The following is a 17703-nucleotide window of genomic DNA, read 5'->3' as shown; positions in this document are numbered from 1 at the left end:
AATTTTTTGGACTTAAACTACACCATGAAAAAACACAACTACAGCGCAGGACCTTGTATTTTACCACAAGAAGTTTTTGAAAAATCAGCACAAGCGATTTTAAATTTTAATAACTCCGGTTTATCCATTTTAGAAATTTCGCATAGAAGTAAAGACTTCGTTGCCGTTATGGAAGAAGCCAGAGCACTTGCTATTGAACTTTTAGGCCTTGAAGGCAAAGGATACCAAGCATTATTTCTTGCTGGCGGCGCTAGTTTAGAATTTATTATGGCGCCTTATAACTTGATGAAAGAAGGTGGAAAAGCCGCTTATCTTGATTCAGGAACTTGGGCATCAGCAGCTATAAAAGAAGCAAAACTTTTTGGAGATACTGTTGTTGTCGCTTCATCAAAAGAAGAAAATTACAATCACATTCCAAAAGGATATGAAATTCCTAGTGATGCAGATTATTTTCATTGCACTAGTAACAACACTATTTTTGGTACACAAATGAAGGAATTTCCAACTACAGATATTCCTGTTGTTTGTGATATGAGTTCTGATATATTTTCCAGAGTATTAGACTTTTCAAAATTTGATATTATCTATGCTGGAGCTCAAAAAAATATGGGCCCTGCGGGAACCACATTGGTTGTTATAAAAGAAGAAATTTTAGGTAAAAACGGTAGAATAATCCCAAGCATGCTGGATTACACTAAACATATCAAAGCAGAAAGCATGTACAATACGCCACCCGTTTTTCCTGTTTATGCGTCTTTATTGACGTTGCAATGGTTGAAAAACCTTGGCGGTGTTGCTGCAATCGAAAAAATAAATAATGCTAAAGCAGCATTACTTTATGGAGAAATTGACAGAAACCCATTATTCAAAGGAGCCGCAGCTGTTGAAGATCGTTCTAACATGAATGCTACTTTCTTATTGAATGATTCTGCTCATGCAGAAACTTTTGATGCGATGTGGAAAGCAGCGGGAATTTCCGGATTACCTGGACACCGTTCAGTAGGTGGTTACAGAGCTTCTATGTACAATGCGCTTCCATTAGAAAGTGTTCAAGTATTGGTTGATGTAATGAAAGAATTAGAAGCTAAAGTTTAGTTTTCAGTTTCACAAAAAATACGAATTGAATTCTGGATACCTAGCCCCGATTGAAATGGAAATCCTTTTATGTTTTTTCTTTAAAAACATAAAAGATTGCAATGGAAAGCGGGAAATAGCTCCAGAAAAATAAAATAATAAATTAAATATGAGGATGGGATTGCTTCATTCCTCGCAATGACATAAAAAATGAAAGTATTAGCCAATGACGGAATTTCTAAAAGTGGAATTCTAGCTTTAGAAAAAGGTGGATTTGAAGTTATAACTACAAAAGTGGCACAAGAACAAGTAGCTAATTTTGTAAATGAGAACAACGTAAGCGTAGTTTTGGTGCGTAGTGCAACTAAAGTACGTAAAGATATTATTGACGCTTGCCCAGGATTGAAAATTATTGGTCGTGGTGGCGTAGGAATGGATAACATTGATGTGGATTATGCTAAAAGCAAAGGAATTCATGTAATCAATACTCCTGCATCTTCATCAGAATCAGTTGCAGAATTAGTGTTTGCACATTTATTTTCTGGTGTTCGTTTCTTGCATGATTCTAACAGAAATATGCCTCTTGAAGGAGATACAAACTTTGAAGGTTTGAAAAAAGCATATGCTAACGGAGTTGAATTAAGAGGAAAAACTCTTGGTGTTGTAGGAATTGGACGTATTGGTCAAGCTACTGCTAAAATGGCATTAGGACTAGGTATGAAAGTGATTGCTGCTGATATGTTTATCCCACAAGTTGAAGTTAAAGTTGAATTCTTTGACGGTCAATCTATCACAACAACTATCGTTTCTCAATCACTAGAATCTTTATTCAAAGAAGCTGACTTCATAACATTACACGTTCCTGCTCAAGATGGTTACATCATTGGAGAGAAAGAATTGGCTACTATGAAAGATGGCGTAGGTATTGTAAACTGTGCTCGTGGTGGTGTTATTGATGAAGTTGCATTAGTAAAAGCATTAGACAGCGGAAAAGTATTGTTCGCTGGATTAGATGTTTTTGAGAACGAACCAACTCCTGAAATGGCTATCTTGATGAATCACAAAATTTCTATGACTCCACATATTGGGGCTGCAACAGGAGAAGCACAAGATAGAATTGGTACTGAATTAGCTTCACAAATCATTAGTATATTAGGCTAATATTTTTGAATTAAAATACTAAAAAAGGGTTTTATTAACGTTGTTAATGAATCCCTTTTTTTATTATATTTGGAGGTAAATATAAATTTATCATTATGTTCGAGCAATTAACACAATTAGCACAGCAATATAGAAATGAAGCAGTTGTAAAAAACAATGCTATTCCTAATGAACAAAACGACGCTGTAATCAGTGAAGCAAGTAGTTCTATATTTGTGGGATTAAAAGAAATAGTTTCACAAGGCGGAGTTGATCAACTTGCCGGATTATTTCAGGGGAACAACGCGCAGAACAGTTCGAATCCGGTAGTCCAAAAACTAACTGAACAGTTAACTGGAAGTCTGGGAGAAAAATTTGGTCTCAATAATGAAATTGCCTCAGGTGTAGCTTCAAGTTTAATCCCTCAAATATTGGGTTCGTTAGTCAATAAGGCTAAAGATCCTAATGAATCCAGTTTTCAAATTACGGATATTATAGCTGCAGTTTCCGGTAATAGTGGACAAAATTCAGGAATTATGGATACCATATCTAAGTATGGAGGCCAATTTGGCTTAGACCAAAATACCGATGGCAAAGTAGATATTAATGACGCAATGGATGCAGTTAAAAAAAACAGCGATGGAATAGGCGGCTTGTTGGGTAAACTTTTTGGAAAGTAAACAAAACTTAGATAAAAAATAAAAGTCATTTATTGCTGGTAAATGACTTTTTTTTGTTAAAACACTCAAAAACAATCATTTAATTTTGTAATTTTAATACACAATCTTTTTATGATGAAAAGTAGCGTTTACATAGTATTAGTATTGATTGTTTTAGCTTCCTTATTTAGTTGCAAAACTTCAAAAACAACTTTACCTAACACCGCTAAAACAGTTGCTCAAGGTGATCCTGTCAGAATTGCCAATGACAAACTGGAATACGAGGTTATTATTATCGACCCAGGTTTTAGCACTTGGCTTGTTTCTACTGCTCTTCCTCGGAATTACTATTCGCAGAACTACTTAGAAAATAAAAATCGAATATGGGTTAGTGAATGGAACAGTCGCGTCCTTCAACCCATGCGCTATAATCCAAATTTATATGAAATGACCATAAATTATGATCCAAACGTTGATTATGGATATGAGGTGAATTACTTAATCTACAACTACATGGTTTATTTTCAAAACAGATATAAACAAAAACTTTTTGGTCATGTGCCCTTAAGATAATCTTCTTATATTTGTAATCATTATAAATAAAAATGGATAATTTAAAAAAAAGATGGGGAATTGAGACTAACTTTCAACTCGCCATTGTATTTATTGTTTTTGCTATCACAGGTTCTGCATCAGCATGGTTGTCAAAACCATTTTGTTTTTGGTTGGGAATAACTAAATCTGATTTAGGTTTTTGGTTTACTCCGGTTCGACTGCTTCTAATTTTTCCTTTATATCAAGTACTTTTAGTCTTAATAGGATTTGTTTTTGGACAATTTAAATTCTTTTGGGCATTTGAGAAAAAAATGCTAAAAAGAATGGGGTTTGGATTTCTATTTAAAGAATAAAAAAACGCCTCAATTACTGGGCGTTTTTGCTTTTTATTAAATAATTGTAAATCCAAGTCAATGTAAATGACGGAATAAAATCAGAAAATGGTAATATCTCTTCCAGAAAAGTAAATACTCCTCCCACCTTCCCTACGGTTCCTTTGTACATCATTGTCATCAGATAACCTGCGATAGGAGCCCAAACAACATCAGAGAATTCTCCGATGAAAGGAACAGTAAACGACAACATTCCTATTGCATCGAATAGTATTCCCAGAATAAGATTTCTTTTTTTATTATCCGTTCTATCTATTGGTATTGCTTCCATATTTTATTAAATTTCTTTTGATTAAAATACACAAATCTAATGCCAATTATTTTTTGAGTTTATCTTTATACACTTTTTGCAATTTTTCAATTTTTGGTGTAATAATATAACTGCAATACCCTTGCACTTTATTTTGGTTGTAATAATTTTGATGATAGTCTTCTGCTTCGTAGAATTTTGACGCCGCTGAAATCTTTGTTACTATTGGTTTCCCAAAAGTATTTTCTTTAATCATCAAAGCGATGTATTCTTCTGCTAATTGGTTCTGAGCTTCGTTATTATAAAAAATTTCACTTCTGTATTGTGTACCAATGTCATTTCCTTGACGATTTAATGTCGTTGGGTCATGTGTTGCAAAAAATATTTCCAGTAATTCTCCAAAGCTTATGATATTTGGATCAAAAGTGATTTGAATTGCTTCCGCATGACCAGTATCACCATTGCAAATGTCCTTATATGTTGGATTAATTGTTTTCCCTCCTATATATCCGGAAACTACTTTATTTACTCCATTTAATTCTAAAAAAACGGCTTCGGTACACCAAAAACAACCTCCGGCAAACGTAGCAACTTCTAATTCGTTTTGTAATTCCATATTTATAGTTTTTCCAATTTTTCACAAAAAGACTCTGTTGTCTCCCTTTGGATAAAAAAAAGTTTAAAAATCAAATTTAACCTAATAATTGAAACTGATTATTCCATATTAACTAAAGTTTATAATTTGTCGAAAGGAAATATCTATTGCATCCATTTAATAATCACTAAAATCTTTGTTTCTTTGTGAAAATAGTTTCAAAATGATACATGCCAAAAATTTGCATAAATATTACGATCAACTTCATGTCTTGAAAGGGGTTGACTTACACATAAAAAAAGGAGAAATTGTTTCTATCGTTGGTGCTTCGGGAGCCGGAAAAACGACGCTATTGCAAATTCTTGGAACGCTTGACAAACCTTCAGTTGAAAATGAAATAGAATTACGAATCAATGATGAAGATATTCTGACGATGAATGATAAAACTTTGTCCAAATTCAGAAACTTAAATTTAGGTTTCATCTTCCAATTTCATCAATTACTTCCTGAATTTACGGCACTGGAAAACGTTTGTATTCCTGCATTCATTGCCAATAAATCCAAACAAGAAACGGAGATTGAAGCTGAAAAGCTGTTAACCTATCTTGGTCTTTCTCATCGAATGAATCACAAACCTAACGAGCTTTCAGGAGGAGAACAACAACGCGTTGCTGTTGCAAGAGCACTGATTAACAAACCAGCAATCATTTTTGCCGATGAGCCTTCGGGAAATTTAGATACTGCATCTGCGGAGAATCTACATCAGCTATTTTTTAAATTAAGAGATGAATTAGGGCAAACTTTTGTGATCGTGACTCATAACGAGGAATTAGCAAATATGGCCGACCGGAAACTAATAATGGTAGACGGATTGATTAGTAATTAGAAAGTTTAAAATTTCAGGTTTAAAGTTTATTTGAAACAAGAACCGTTTTAAGCCTTATACTTGACACAAAAAAAATGAATCCTTCTGAACTAAAAGATTTTCTGGACGAAAAAGTCATTCAATACAATAATTTTGATTTCATAGAGAGTGATCCAGTACAAATTCCGCATTTGTTTTCTATAAAGGAAGACATTGAGATTGCCGGTTTTCTTAGCGCAACAATAGCTTGGGGAAATCGCAAAATGATTATCAAAAATTCACATCGGATGATGGATTTGATGGGAAATGCACCTTATGATTTTGTTATGTCACATACCGAAAATGATTTACAACGACTAGAAACTTTCGTTCATAGAACTTTTAACGGACAGGATTTTGCCAGTTTTATTAGAAGTTTACAACATATTTATAAAAATCATGGTGGTTTAGAAACTGTTTTCACCCAAGATCAATCTCAAGGAATTGAGACAACATCAACCCAAAGAAGTATTCATGAATTCAAAAAGATATTTTTTGAAATCCCACATCAGTACAGAACGCAAAAACATATTTCAGACCCTTTGAATAATTCGGCCGCTAAACGAATTAACATGTACTTAAGGTGGATGATTCGGCAAGACAATAAGGGCGTTGATTTAGGAATTTGGAAAAGCATCTCTCCTGCTGCTTTATCCTGTCCTTTGGATGTTCATTCCGGAAATGTTGCTCGAAAATTAGGCCTGCTGATCAGAAAACAAAATGATGGTAAAGCCCTAGCAGAATTGGACTTACAACTAAGAATATTAGATTCCGCTGACCCTGTTAAATACGATTTTGCTTTATTTGGATTAGGCGTATTTGAAGGGTTTTAACACATAATAATAGTTATTGTCTGTAATTATGTATACATTTGCCCCCCTACTAGTTGAGTGAAAATTTGTTGATTTTAAAGATCTTTAAGTTACTATTTGACTATCTAAATAAATGCCCCTAAAGAATGAGAACCTACTTAAGTATTTCTAATAGAAACAGTAATTGTTTTACAAATGAAATAACGTCTAAAATAAATAGTAATAATCGTTGGATTATTTTATTTAACAAGGCTCTTCGTGCCACAAATACAAGAACACTATTTTTTTATTTCACAGCACCCTTTCTTTTTATCTTAATTCTAAGTAGTCAGCTTCAATTGCTAATCCACAGCTACAAAACTGGAAAAGAAATTATCGCAGTCCCTACTAACACTGCAGAAAAAAAAACCAACCAATACATTCAAAATATTATTATACAAATTAGATCTTTAAAAAAAAGCATCTGTCAAGAAAATAATTTAAACAGCTATAATTTCATAAAAGGAATCTATTTTTCCGGATCAATAGCTCTCGAAAGTTTTGCACATCATACTTATTTAAAAAAAACATTTTTTGTAAAACCAATATAGATGCTATTACGTAGATAATCTGGATGGAGGAATTTAAAAAATTTAAAATCAAAATTTAGCCATGAGGCGAAACTAAAAAGTGCTCTTTTTTAAATTTTAATAATTAAAAAATATACATTCAATCAATGTCCTAAGCATTACAATTGGAAAAATTACGAAAAAAAAAGGTGTACAGTTTGCACCGTCTGACTCAATAATTACAATTTTTATGTTAGCAGCTATAGAAAGAATATCATCACACAATAAGTAAATATGAAAAAAATTGTACTCGCAGAAGATAATTCAATGCTTTCGATGTTACTTAAATTTAGATTAGAAAAAGAGGGATATACACTTCTAATAGCAGAAAATGGAAAAGAAACAATTGAATTAATTGAAGAACATAATCCAGAATTAATATTAACTGACATTATGATGCCTTATATAAGCGGACTAGAAGTCATAAGTCATGTTAGAAACAAATTAAACAATCAAACGCCTATCATTGTATTTTCAGCGTCTGGACAGGAAGAAATAGTACTTAAAGCGTTCAAATTAGGAGCCACAGATTTCATGAGCAAACCTTTTAGTCCCAATGAATTAGTCAATAGGGTAAAAAAGATTTTACGCTAATATTTAAAATATAAAAGTCCCCTTAAATAATATGTTAGACTATAACTATTTTATTGAAAATTTTGAAAAATCTCCTTTAATAATCCAAGTGGTTTGGGCCTTTATTATGACAATAATTTTTTTTATTATTATAATAACTATATACCTGAAATACCTAAGGAGCTTTTTAAGAGCAAATGAAAAGTTAAAAAATAAAATAGAAAAAGAATATGAAACTTTGGTAATAAATTATTTGTATGCTGGAGATGAAACAGATAAAATCAGTTCTGAGCAACAATCAATTATTGAACAATTAAAATCAAATATCTTTGAAACTTTCAGAAGAAATATTTTAATCTCAACATTATTAAAATTAAGCTATGAAATCTCTGGAGAAATGGCCGAATCTCTTCATAGATTATACATTCAAACCGGACTTTTAGATTATTCTCTATCTAAATTAAAAAGTAGAAAATGGAATATTATAGCAGACGGAATTAGAGAACTTACACTTTTTCATGTAAAAGAAGTTCAGGAGCAAGTAAAAATCCATATAAACCATCCCAAAACAGAAGTACGTAGTGCTATGCAATTGTACTTAGTCAATCTATTTCATTTTGAAGGCCTTGATTTTTTAAATAATATTACAACCCCAATATCTGAATGGGATCAGATTCAATTATTAGAAGTACTACAATTACACACTAATCAACGGGTTACAAGCATCAATTTATGGTTAAAATCATCTAATGAATCAGTTGTTTTTTTCGCATTAAAACTTGCAAAAATCTACAATCAATATGGCGTCAAAGATGAATTAATAGCACTTTTGGACCATAAAAATATAAAAATAAGAATTGAGGTCATTCATCTTTTAAGCTATTTAAATATTATAGATGTAAAAACAATTTTAAAAAATAAATTTAAAGAACTTACTTTAGAAGAACAAATTGCTTTTTTTGAGATGATGGAAAATCTATATGAAATGACAGATAAACCCTTTGTAATGGAACATATTCTCAATACAAATTTTGAAATCAAATTCTCAGCGCTAAAAATTTTAAGAAACTTAAATATTGAAGAGTTTAATCGCTTTAAGAATTTGACAGTAGAGCCTGAATTTGTTAGAATTGTAAAATATATAGAATCAAATTAACTCCTTTTTAAATACCGAACATGACGTTTATTATTCATTTTTTATTTTTTCTGTACAGTTTTATGATTATAAGTTCCTATATTATATTAGGTATTATATCTGTATTTGAAACTGTTGAGTATATGAAAAAAAATAAATTCGTTAACTACAATAAGATACTATCCTCTAATATATCTCCATCCATTTCAATTATTGCTCCTGCCTACAATGAAAGTTTAAATATTATTGAAAATGTAAGATCATTGCTTTCTTCACATTACGCAAATTATGATGTAATTATTGTAAATGACGGAAGTAAAGATGACAGTCTGGAAAAACTGATTTTAGCATATAGTTTAATTCCCGTAGATTTTCTTATTAATGAACAAATTCCAACACAGCCATTAAGAAATGGGATTTACAAGTCAACAAACCCTGCCTTCGAAAAATTAATTGTTGTTGATAAAGAAAACGGAGGAAAAGCAGATGCCTTGAATATGGGTCTTAATATAAGCACTAATAAATATGTTGCTTGTATTGATGTAGATTGTTTATTAATAGAAGATGCGCTGCTAAAATTAGTTAAACCATTTTTAGAGACAACTGACAGAGATGTTATTGCCGCAGGCGGTGTGATTCGAATTGCGAATTCCTGTGTCATTAAACAAGGTAAATTACTTGATGTTAACCTTCCCGAAAAAATGCTGGAAAAAGGGCAAATTCTAGAATACTTAAGGGCTTTTTTACTTGGTAGAATGGCATGGAGCAGGTTAAATGGATTACTAGTTATATCCGGTGCCTTTGGCTTATTTGATAAAAAAATAGCCATTGAAGTGGGAGGATATGACACAAATACCGTTGGAGAAGACATGGAAATCATTGTTCGCATGAGACGGTATATGGAGGAAAAGAAACTCAAATATAAAGTCGCTTATATTCCAGATCCACTTTGCTGGACAGAAGCTCCTGACAATTACAAAATATTTATTTCTCAAAGAAATCGATGGACACGAGGAACTATTGAAACACTCCGCAAACATAGAAAAATTGGATTCAATCGAAAATACAGTTCTATGGGGACACTGAGTTATCCTTATTGGTTTTTGTTTGAAAGAATGGCACCTATTGTAGAAGTTTTAGGTGTAATATATTTCTCCTATCTTATTTTTCACAATCAAGTAAGATGGGATTATACCATTGCGTTTATTCTTTTAGCCTATTTATTTACGGTATTATTTTCTATTGCAGCTATCATTTCGGAAGAGCTTACGTATCATCAATATAAGAAAAAAGGTACCGGTTTCAAAATGATAATGATTGCTTTCCTTGAACCTTTTGTAATCCATCCTTTTATATTGTATGCAGCTATAGTTGGAAATAAAGATTACTATTTCAACAAAAAAAAGAAATGGGGAGCTATGACTAGAAAAGGAATGGCTAAAGCTTAAAACCATATTATAAAACACATTTAAATGAAGAATAAATTTACTTACCAAAACAGTTTAGAATACATTTACGCGACTGTTTCCTTAATAATTATTTTTTGCTTATTAAGTTTAATTGAAGTATTCAAAAATTTCGACATACAATTATTTGCCTATAAAATCGTAAACGACGTCTTTACAGGAACATTAATTGGATTATTATTTTTCCCATTGTATTTACTATTAAAATACCTCAAAGATTCCTTAGGAATAATTGTTATTAAGGTGCTGTTCTCCATTATTGCAATCATTCAACTTGCTTTAATTGGATATAGCCTAACCACCCATATTAATCTTGGTGCGGATCTTTTAGGTTATTCGTTGAGCGATATGTACACAACTGTCACAGCCTCTTTATCACTATCATTTTTATTGTTTTTACCTTTCATAATCTTACCTATTGCTTATCTTGGATTGATTTGGTTGTTCCAATCCTTTGGACATAAAATCAACACTAAAATCTTACTTACTTTCATTTTAATTTTTGGTGGTGCTGATTTAATACTTGCTAGCAGTATTAAACCTGTTTCTCAAAATAAAATAAATTTCTTGTTGAGTGACATTATGAGGACTCAAAATGACAAAGCTTCCGCTTCTGAAGGTAATCTTAGTTTTAAGAAAGAATTTCCGTTAGAAAAATCAGCTGACGATACTAAAGATGTTTTAGGTCCTTTTTTCAATATTGAAAAAGAAAAACCAAATGTAGTTTTTATTATCATGGAAGGTCTGGGAAGCGATTTTACAGACGATGGGGAATATAAAGGATTTACTCCATACCTTGATTCATTAACATCAAAATCACTATATTGGGAAAACTTCGTCAGTAATGCCGGAAGAACATTTGGTGCTCTGCCTTCTTTGATGGGTTCATTACCGTTTGGAGAAAATGGATTTATGGAATTGAATCCTTTACCCAAACACAATTCACTAATTAGCATTCTAAAATCAAACGGATATACAACCACTTACTATTCCGGCGATGAATCTACATTTGATAGAAAAAGTAATTTTCTGGAATATAACGGTATCGACAAAATCATTGATATCAATAAATTTGGGCCTGGATACGTAAAAACAAAGGAGAATTCCGGAGGTTTCTCATGGGGTTTTCCAGATGCTGAGATATACCGTAAAACATTAGCCGAGCTAAAAGCAAAAAAAGAACCGCGATTGGATATCATAATGACTCTTACCAACCACGAACCTTTTGATTTCCCTTCTAAAAAGTCGTACTTAGAAAAAGTGGATCGTATTTTGAAAACAAAATCAGATTCGGACCAAAATAGAATGAGCGAATACAAAGACATTTTTTCCTGCTTACTGTACACTGATAACTCTCTTCAAAGTTTTATGGAAGCGTATTCTAAAAGACCGGATTATTCCAATACCATTTTTGTAATTACGGGAGATCACCGTTTAATCCCTATTCCGCAAAAAGATAATTTATCTCGTTTTCATGTGCCCTTATACATTTTTAGTCCAATGTTGAAGAAAACGGCCAAATTCAAATCTATTTCTTCGCATACTGATGTTACGCCCAGTTTAGTTTCTTTTTTAACGAATAATTATAAATTCAATAAAATAGAAAAAACCACCTGGTTAGGTCAAGGTCTGGACACAGTTAGACAATTTAGAAATATTCATACGATTCCATTAATGCGATACAAAGGCAGTATTAATGATTACATCTATAAGGACTTTTATTATTCCGATGGAAATCTATTCAAAATCGATGATGAGTTTAACATTACGGAGACAAATGACGACATGAGGGATGCGATAACCGGTTCTTTTAATGATTTCAAAAAATTAAATTCGTATTTAACCACAAAGAATAAAATCACTAAAGTCGCTTCCAGCTTTATTAAACCAGTTTATGAATTTACAGCTGAGCAACGTTCAACAATTAAAAAATTGACAAAAGGATTGGATCGTGATCAGATTTTCTTTTTGGCCAGAGATTTAGCATTCAAAAAAGAGCGCGAAAAAGCACGATTACTATGTAATTACGTTTTGAATGACCTACCTAATTATGGCGACGTTAGAACTCTGAAAGCACGAACATTAGCGTGGGATGGAGATTACAAAAATGCCGAAAAAGAATTGCTCGAGGTTATTAATAGAACACCGTTTTATGGCGACTCTTATTTAGCTATAATGGATGTGTATTGGTGGTCAGGTCAAAATAAAAAAGCAGTAGAAATTGGCAAAAAAGCGTTAAGCAATCAAGTAAACGATCCTGAATTAGCTTATAAATTAGCTCAGGCTTACAAAAGAATGAATAATTATAAGGATACAAATAAGACAATTGACAGTCTCTTAAAAATATACCCTGACAACAATATTTACGTAACATTTAAAAAATCCTTGAAAAAATGATTTCAAAAATAGTGATAAAACTTATTTGTATTTTGACATTTGCAGGAGCTATTCAAATCTCAGCGCAGGAAAAAAAATACAATGGTGACCCTGACGCCTCTTTTGAAACCGCTCGAAATTTAGCTTTTAATAAACAGCGCAAACAAGCGCAGGATACCTTGCTCTCTATTCTAACTAAATATCCGGATTATAGTGAAATTCGTTCTTTTCTGGCGACGACTTATTCTTGGGATTCTGAGTATAAAAAAGCTAGAAAAGAGTTTGCTTATATTTTAGAGAAAGATTCAAAAAGCAAAAGTACCTGGATAGCTGCAATAAAAAACGAATTATGGGCAGATATGCCTTATGCAGCTTTAGAAATGAGTGCAGAAGCATTGAAAATTTTTCCGGATGATTTTGAAATTTTGTATTTAAAAGCCAGTGCTCAAGAAAGCACAAATAATCCAATTGAAGCTTTAAATACTCTCGACTATATATTGGATAAAAACCCAGAAGATCAACAAGCTAAAGACTATAAGATTAGTTTAAATATAAAAGCACGTCATAATGCGATTGGTATTAATTCAACTGTTGATCTATATTCCTCAGTATTTGATCCCATGCAGTATCATACATTCAAATATGGCCGCCAAACAAAATACGGGAGTATCATAGGTAAAGTAAATTTCAATAGAAGATTCCAGGAAAATGGTTTACAATACGAAGTAGATGTATATCCAAAAATTTCAAAAGGATTCTATGCTTATCTTAATATTGGATTGTCAAATTCATTTCTTTTTCCAGATGCCAGATATGGTGCTGAATTGTACAAATCCTTACCTAAAAGTTTTGAAGTTTCATTAGGATTCCGAACTTTGAAGTACAGCACAACAACTAACATATACACAGGTTCCGTTGGATGGTACACTGGTAATAGTTATTGGTCATTTCGTCCTTATGTAACACCTGGTGGAGCCGGAACCAGTACTTCTGGAACCTTATCGTACCGTAAATACCGCAGTGATGCTGATAATTATTTAGGTCTAGCGTTAGGAATTGGATTTTCACCAGAAATAAATCAGTTTAATTTCAGTGGTAACGAAGCTTCAATCCTAAATTTAAAGTCGCAAAAATTTAATGTTGGATATTATTTCACTACTTCAAATAAGCAAAATGCTTGGGGAACACAATTTGCGGTTACCCATCAAGAAATAATATTTGACCCAGGGAATTACTTTTGGATTTATTCGCTTAATTTATCTTGGGAATTAAAGTTCAAGTAAAAAATACGGTACAATGTGAATCAAGGGTTGAGCGTCTTTTTTTGTGCCGTTAGGCACTAAATATAGGTAGTAATTAGGTTTAAAATCCGTTAGCGTGCCGCAGGTACGCGACAAAACGATAAATGTTCCGTACCTACGGCACACTAAATTCGTCCCAATTCATGTTTTCTACCAAGATTTAGTACCTAAAGGCACATTTCAACCCTTGATTCGTATGAGCAATTAAATCATCAACTTAAATACAAAACATACATCGTAAATTACTATAAATCATTAGTTTAAAATCTTATTCTGTCATTACATTCAAAAAGACTACCTTTGCACAAAATTTACGTTTTATGACCACTTTCGAACAATTCAATCTTCCTAAATCCGTACAAAAAGCAATAGACGATTTAGGATTTACAACACCTACTCCTATTCAGGAAAAAACTTTTTCTGTGATAATGTCAGGAAGAGATATGATGGGTATTGCTCAGACGGGTACAGGTAAAACGTTTGCATATCTATTGCCTTTATTGAAATTATATAAATTTACTCCGGGTCATACTCCTAAAATTGTAATTCTGGTTCCAACGCGTGAACTTGTAGTACAGGTAGTGGAAGAGGTAGAAAAACTGACAAAATATATGTCGGTTCGTACCGTTGGTATTTTTGGAGGTGTCAATATTAACACCCAAAAAACAACCGTTTATCAAGGTTGCGACATACTAGTGGGAACTCCAGGGAGAATTATGGATTTAACGCTGGATAATGTGATTCGTTTTGAAGAAATGCAAAAATTGGTAATCGATGAGTTTGATGAGATGCTTAATTTAGGTTTCCGTACCCAACTAACATCTATTTTAGCTATGATGCCTAAAAAACGTCAAAACATCTTATTTTCGGCAACGATGACAGATGAAGTAGATGCTATTTTGAATGACTATTTCGATTATCCGGAAGAAGTTACCTTGTCAGCATCGGGAACTCCATTGGAAAACATTAAGCAAATCAGTTATCAAGTTCCTAACTTTAATACTAAAATAAACCTTCTAAAACATTTATTGCAAAACAATGAAGACATGAGTCGTGTTTTGGTATTTGTGAATAACAAGAAGATTTCAGATATGGTTCACGAAAGAATCGAGGAAGATTTTGAAGGAGAATTTGGAGTAATTCACTCAAATAAATCTCAAAATTATCGTTTGAGTACGATGGCTTCATTCCAAGAAGGAAATTTACGTGGTTTGATCACTACTGATATTATGGCGAGAGGTTTGGATATTTCCAATATCACCCATGTTGTCAATTTTGAAATGCCTGAAATGCCTGAATTGTATATGCACCGAATTGGTAGAACCGGTCGTGCCGATGCAAAAGGAACTGCAATCAGTCTTATCGCACCTCGCGAAGAAGAATCTAAAGTGGAGATTGAAGTGTTAATGAACATGGAGTTAGCAATCGAAACTTTCCCTGAAACCGTTGAAGTTTCCTCTAAATTAATCGAACCTGAAAAAGACAGACAACCGATTAAGTTCATGATGAAAAAACAAAAACTTGACGGAGACGGTGCTTTTCAAGAGAAAAGTAAAAAGAACAAGAAAGTCAATTTGGGTGGACCAGGTGTAACCAAGAAGAAAACACACGGCTCAGTTAATAGAAATATGCTAAAAACCAGAGACAAAAAGAGAAAAGACAAGAATAAATAATAAAAGAAAAAGGCTAAAAATGACAACCATTTTTAGCCTTTTTTATTGAGTTGTAAAGCTTTAATTTTTTGTAAAAACCAAACAAACCGGTGAACATAGATTAATTCTTTTTCCAGTATCTGCAAGTGCTCCAGTAGTTTTATTTCTTTTAAAAATAACCACATCATTCGTGTATTGATGCGCTACTAAAAGAAATTTTCCAGAAGGATCAATCGTGAAATTTCTAGGTCCTTTTCCTAAAGTACTTGTTTGTCCTTTCGACAGTAATTTTCCGTTTTTTAGAATTTTAAAAATTGAAATGTTATTTGCTTCCCCTCTATTTGTTGCGTATAAAAATTTTCCGTCAGGTGAAATATGAATATCTGCTGAGCTGAAAGTTCCTTTGAAATCTTTTGCTAAAATTGTCGTTTCATCAATTTTTTTCAGCACACCATTAGAGTAGCTAAAAACTGTTAACGCGCCGTCTAATTCCTGCAATAAGTAAACAAATCTTCCGTCTTTGCTAAAAGTCAAATGTCTTGGACCGCTACCCGAATTAACTGAAATACTATCTTTAATTTTCAATATCTCATCTGCAGAATTCGGATTGTATTCATACAAATACACTTTGTCATTCCCTAAATCATTGGATAAAATAAACTTTTTATCTGGAGAGAAATGAACCATGTGTACATGAGGTCCTTCTTGCCTTTTGGCGTTTGTTCCTTTTCCATAATGTTGTATTACCTGTTTCGCTTCTGTAATACTTCCGTTAGGATTTTTTTCGAAAACAGCAATATTCCCACCCGAATAATTAGCGACAATTACATTTTTTTCGTCATTGATAATATAACAAGGATCAGCTCCTTTTGAACTTTGCTTATTGATCAAGTTCAATTTTCCGCTGGACGGATTATAACCAAAAGAGCTCACTGTACTTTCGGCGCCGTTTTCATTTACGGAATAAACATAGTTATTATCCTTCGAAACGGTTAAATAACTTGGATTTACAACATTTGCAGTAGCATTCTTGAAATTTAAATTTCCTGTATTTGAATCAAAATCATAAACATATATTCCTTTACTTTCGCAACTTTTTGTGTAGGTTCCAATAAGTAAATTGTGTTTATTTTTTTGGGCTTGTATTGTTACTAAAGTGAAAATAGAAAGAAGAATCGTATATATTTTTTTCATAATTTAATTGTTTGTAGAGTTAATTTCGGTAAAAGTAATTATTCTTCCTTTTTATTATTTTCTAAAAGTGCTTTTGCAGAAATGCTAGTAACCACTTTCCTACCTGTTTTAGCTTCTAATTCTTTCAAGGCAACTTTGGCAACATTTCCGCCTTGTTGCGCTACTTTTTGGCTTTCCTTAAAATTCTTTGGATTTACGGCCTGCGAAATATCTTTGGTGGAAGCTTCGGCTAACATATTCAAGATTAATTCCGTATTGGTCATATTATCCCGAAGATTTTCTTTTTTCAACCCTTTCAAAACCTTATATTCCTTCGTTGTTTTTTCAGACCAAGCCTTGGTAATAATATCAGTTAATATGGCAAATTGAGCTCCTTCCTTTAATCCTTTGCTTTTCCATTCATCGGTAAGTTCTTTGCGAATTTCAATACTTTTTAAACGCTGATTAATCCAATTTTCAGAATAACCTAATTGTAAATAATGTTGCAAAGCCCTGTCAATTCCTATTTCTGGATCCTGTATTTCGTCTAATCGTTCGCTTCCTACTTGAGCTAACCAAAGTTTGAAAGGTTCTGCTTTTGGCGAAGGTATAGATTGGATGATTCTAAAAATATCTTTAGTGCTTCCAGCTAATGTTTTCCGTTTTTTGCCATTGGTTAACATAGTTATCTGGGGACAATTTGTCCCTATGTAGCTTCCTAACTCGACGTCCCTTTTTCTGATTTTCTTTAAATAATCAGTAGGATTTATAGAATCTGTCAATGCTGCCACAACATCAACAATTGAAAAATACCATTTTTCATCATCGTCATTCCACAAAGAACGAACTTGCTTTTGTTCAAATAGTTGTAATGCAGTTTCTTTAGTCATAATTTTTCAATATTCATTTTATTTCTGCTCCTCCGCTGGTCCTAGATCCTCAAAATTATCCTTATTGACTCAAATTAGAATAACCTGTTTAATAATTGTCAAATCTATTATGCTAATATAATCTAAATTCCATCAAAATCTGAAATCC

17 protein-coding genes are annotated in these 17703 nt (G+C 32.5%); 13 read left to right on the top strand and 4 right to left on the bottom strand.

Annotated elements, in window-relative coordinates; genetic code table 11:
• The first annotated feature begins 24 nt into the window (after positions 1 to 24).
• From serC to BUC23_RS07480, 5 genes are all read left to right on the top strand, one after another.
• Positions 25 to 1095, top strand: coding sequence for a 3-phosphoserine/phosphohydroxythreonine transaminase (gene serC / locus BUC23_RS07500; RefSeq protein WP_073207887.1), 1071 nt, complete (start codon positions 25 to 27; stop codon positions 1093 to 1095).
• 189 nt (positions 1096 to 1284) lie between these two features.
• Complete coding sequence (locus BUC23_RS07495) at positions 1285 to 2235, top strand: D-2-hydroxyacid dehydrogenase (RefSeq protein WP_073207884.1); 951 nt, start codon at positions 1285 to 1287, stop codon at positions 2233 to 2235.
• A gap of 95 nt (positions 2236 to 2330) precedes the next feature.
• A complete protein-coding gene (locus BUC23_RS07490; protein ID WP_073207881.1) occupies positions 2331 to 2894 on the top strand; it encodes a hypothetical protein in 564 nt (187 codons plus the stop codon).
• Positions 2895 to 3008: 114 nt separating this feature from the next.
• Complete coding sequence (locus BUC23_RS07485; RefSeq protein WP_073208427.1) at positions 3009 to 3446, top strand: DUF6146 family protein; 438 nt, start codon at positions 3009 to 3011, stop codon at positions 3444 to 3446.
• 32 nt (positions 3447 to 3478) lie between these two features.
• Positions 3479 to 3781, top strand: coding sequence for a DUF6787 family protein (locus BUC23_RS07480; RefSeq protein ID WP_073207878.1), 303 nt, complete (start codon positions 3479 to 3481; stop codon positions 3779 to 3781).
• 13 nt (positions 3782 to 3794) lie between these two features.
• Here BUC23_RS07480 and BUC23_RS07475 read toward each other — a convergent pair whose 3' ends face one another.
• Both BUC23_RS07475 and msrA read right to left on the bottom strand, forming a co-directional pair.
• Positions 3795 to 4091 carry a hypothetical protein gene (locus BUC23_RS07475; RefSeq protein ID WP_073207875.1) on the bottom strand — a complete coding sequence of 99 codons (297 nt, stop codon included), beginning with the start codon at positions 4089 to 4091 and terminating at the stop codon, positions 3795 to 3797.
• 46 nt (positions 4092 to 4137) lie between these two features.
• Positions 4138 to 4686, bottom strand: coding sequence for a peptide-methionine (S)-S-oxide reductase MsrA (gene msrA / locus BUC23_RS07470; protein ID WP_073207872.1), 549 nt, complete (start codon positions 4684 to 4686; stop codon positions 4138 to 4140).
• A 202-nt stretch (positions 4687 to 4888) separates the two neighbouring features.
• On the opposite strand from msrA, the gene BUC23_RS07465 reads away from it, so the two are divergent.
• The 8 genes from BUC23_RS07465 (at position 4889) to BUC23_RS07425 (ending at position 15513) form a co-directional block, all read left to right on the top strand.
• Positions 4889 to 5551 carry an ABC transporter ATP-binding protein gene (locus tag BUC23_RS07465; RefSeq protein ID WP_073207869.1) on the top strand — a complete coding sequence of 221 codons (663 nt, stop codon included), beginning with the start codon at positions 4889 to 4891 and terminating at the stop codon, positions 5549 to 5551.
• Positions 5552 to 5625: 74 nt separating this feature from the next.
• Positions 5626 to 6402 carry a TIGR02757 family protein gene (locus BUC23_RS07460; RefSeq protein ID WP_073207867.1) on the top strand — a complete coding sequence of 259 codons (777 nt, stop codon included), beginning with the start codon at positions 5626 to 5628 and terminating at the stop codon, positions 6400 to 6402.
• Positions 6403 to 7223: 821 nt separating this feature from the next.
• Complete coding sequence (locus tag BUC23_RS07450; RefSeq protein WP_073207859.1) at positions 7224 to 7583, top strand: response regulator transcription factor; 360 nt, start codon at positions 7224 to 7226, stop codon at positions 7581 to 7583.
• A 31-nt stretch (positions 7584 to 7614) separates the two neighbouring features.
• Positions 7615 to 8718, top strand: a complete 1104-nt coding sequence (locus tag BUC23_RS07445) for a hypothetical protein (protein ID WP_073207856.1) — start codon at positions 7615 to 7617, stop codon at positions 8716 to 8718.
• 122 nt (positions 8719 to 8840) lie between these two features.
• Positions 8841 to 10145, top strand: a complete 1305-nt coding sequence (locus BUC23_RS07440) for a glycosyltransferase family 2 protein (protein WP_244153784.1) — start codon at positions 8841 to 8843, stop codon at positions 10143 to 10145.
• 24 nt (positions 10146 to 10169) lie between these two features.
• Positions 10170 to 12560 (top strand): LTA synthase family protein, encoded by a 2391-nt coding sequence (locus BUC23_RS07435; protein ID WP_073207850.1) that lies wholly within the window; start codon positions 10170 to 10172, stop codon positions 12558 to 12560.
• Positions 12557 to 13822, top strand: coding sequence for a YaiO family outer membrane beta-barrel protein (locus BUC23_RS07430; protein ID WP_073207847.1), 1266 nt, complete (start codon positions 12557 to 12559; stop codon positions 13820 to 13822). Before BUC23_RS07435 ends, BUC23_RS07430 begins: the two co-directional genes overlap by 4 nt.
• 338 nt (positions 13823 to 14160) lie before the next feature.
• Positions 14161 to 15513: a DEAD/DEAH box helicase gene (locus tag BUC23_RS07425; protein ID WP_073207845.1), complete on the top strand. Its 1353-nt coding sequence runs from the start codon at positions 14161 to 14163 to the stop codon at positions 15511 to 15513.
• Positions 15514 to 15573: 60 nt separating this feature from the next.
• On the opposite strand, the gene BUC23_RS07420 is transcribed toward BUC23_RS07425, so the two are convergent.
• Together BUC23_RS07420 and BUC23_RS07415 are read right to left on the bottom strand one after the other, a co-directional pair.
• On the bottom strand, positions 15574 to 16686 hold the full coding sequence (locus BUC23_RS07420; protein ID WP_073207841.1) for a lactonase family protein: 1113 nt from the start codon (positions 16684 to 16686) through the stop codon (positions 15574 to 15576).
• A 38-nt stretch (positions 16687 to 16724) separates the two neighbouring features.
• Positions 16725 to 17555, bottom strand: coding sequence for a BRO-N domain-containing protein (locus BUC23_RS07415; protein WP_073207837.1), 831 nt, complete (start codon positions 17553 to 17555; stop codon positions 16725 to 16727).
• Positions 17556 to 17703 lie beyond the last annotated feature (148 nt).

It is taken from the genome of Flavobacterium xinjiangense, from assembly GCF_900142885.1.
GTDB lineage: Bacteria > Bacteroidota > Bacteroidia > Flavobacteriales > Flavobacteriaceae > Flavobacterium > Flavobacterium xinjiangense.
The sequence above is the reverse complement of the archived record's forward strand: the minus strand, read 5'-3'. Positions and strand labels throughout refer to the sequence as shown.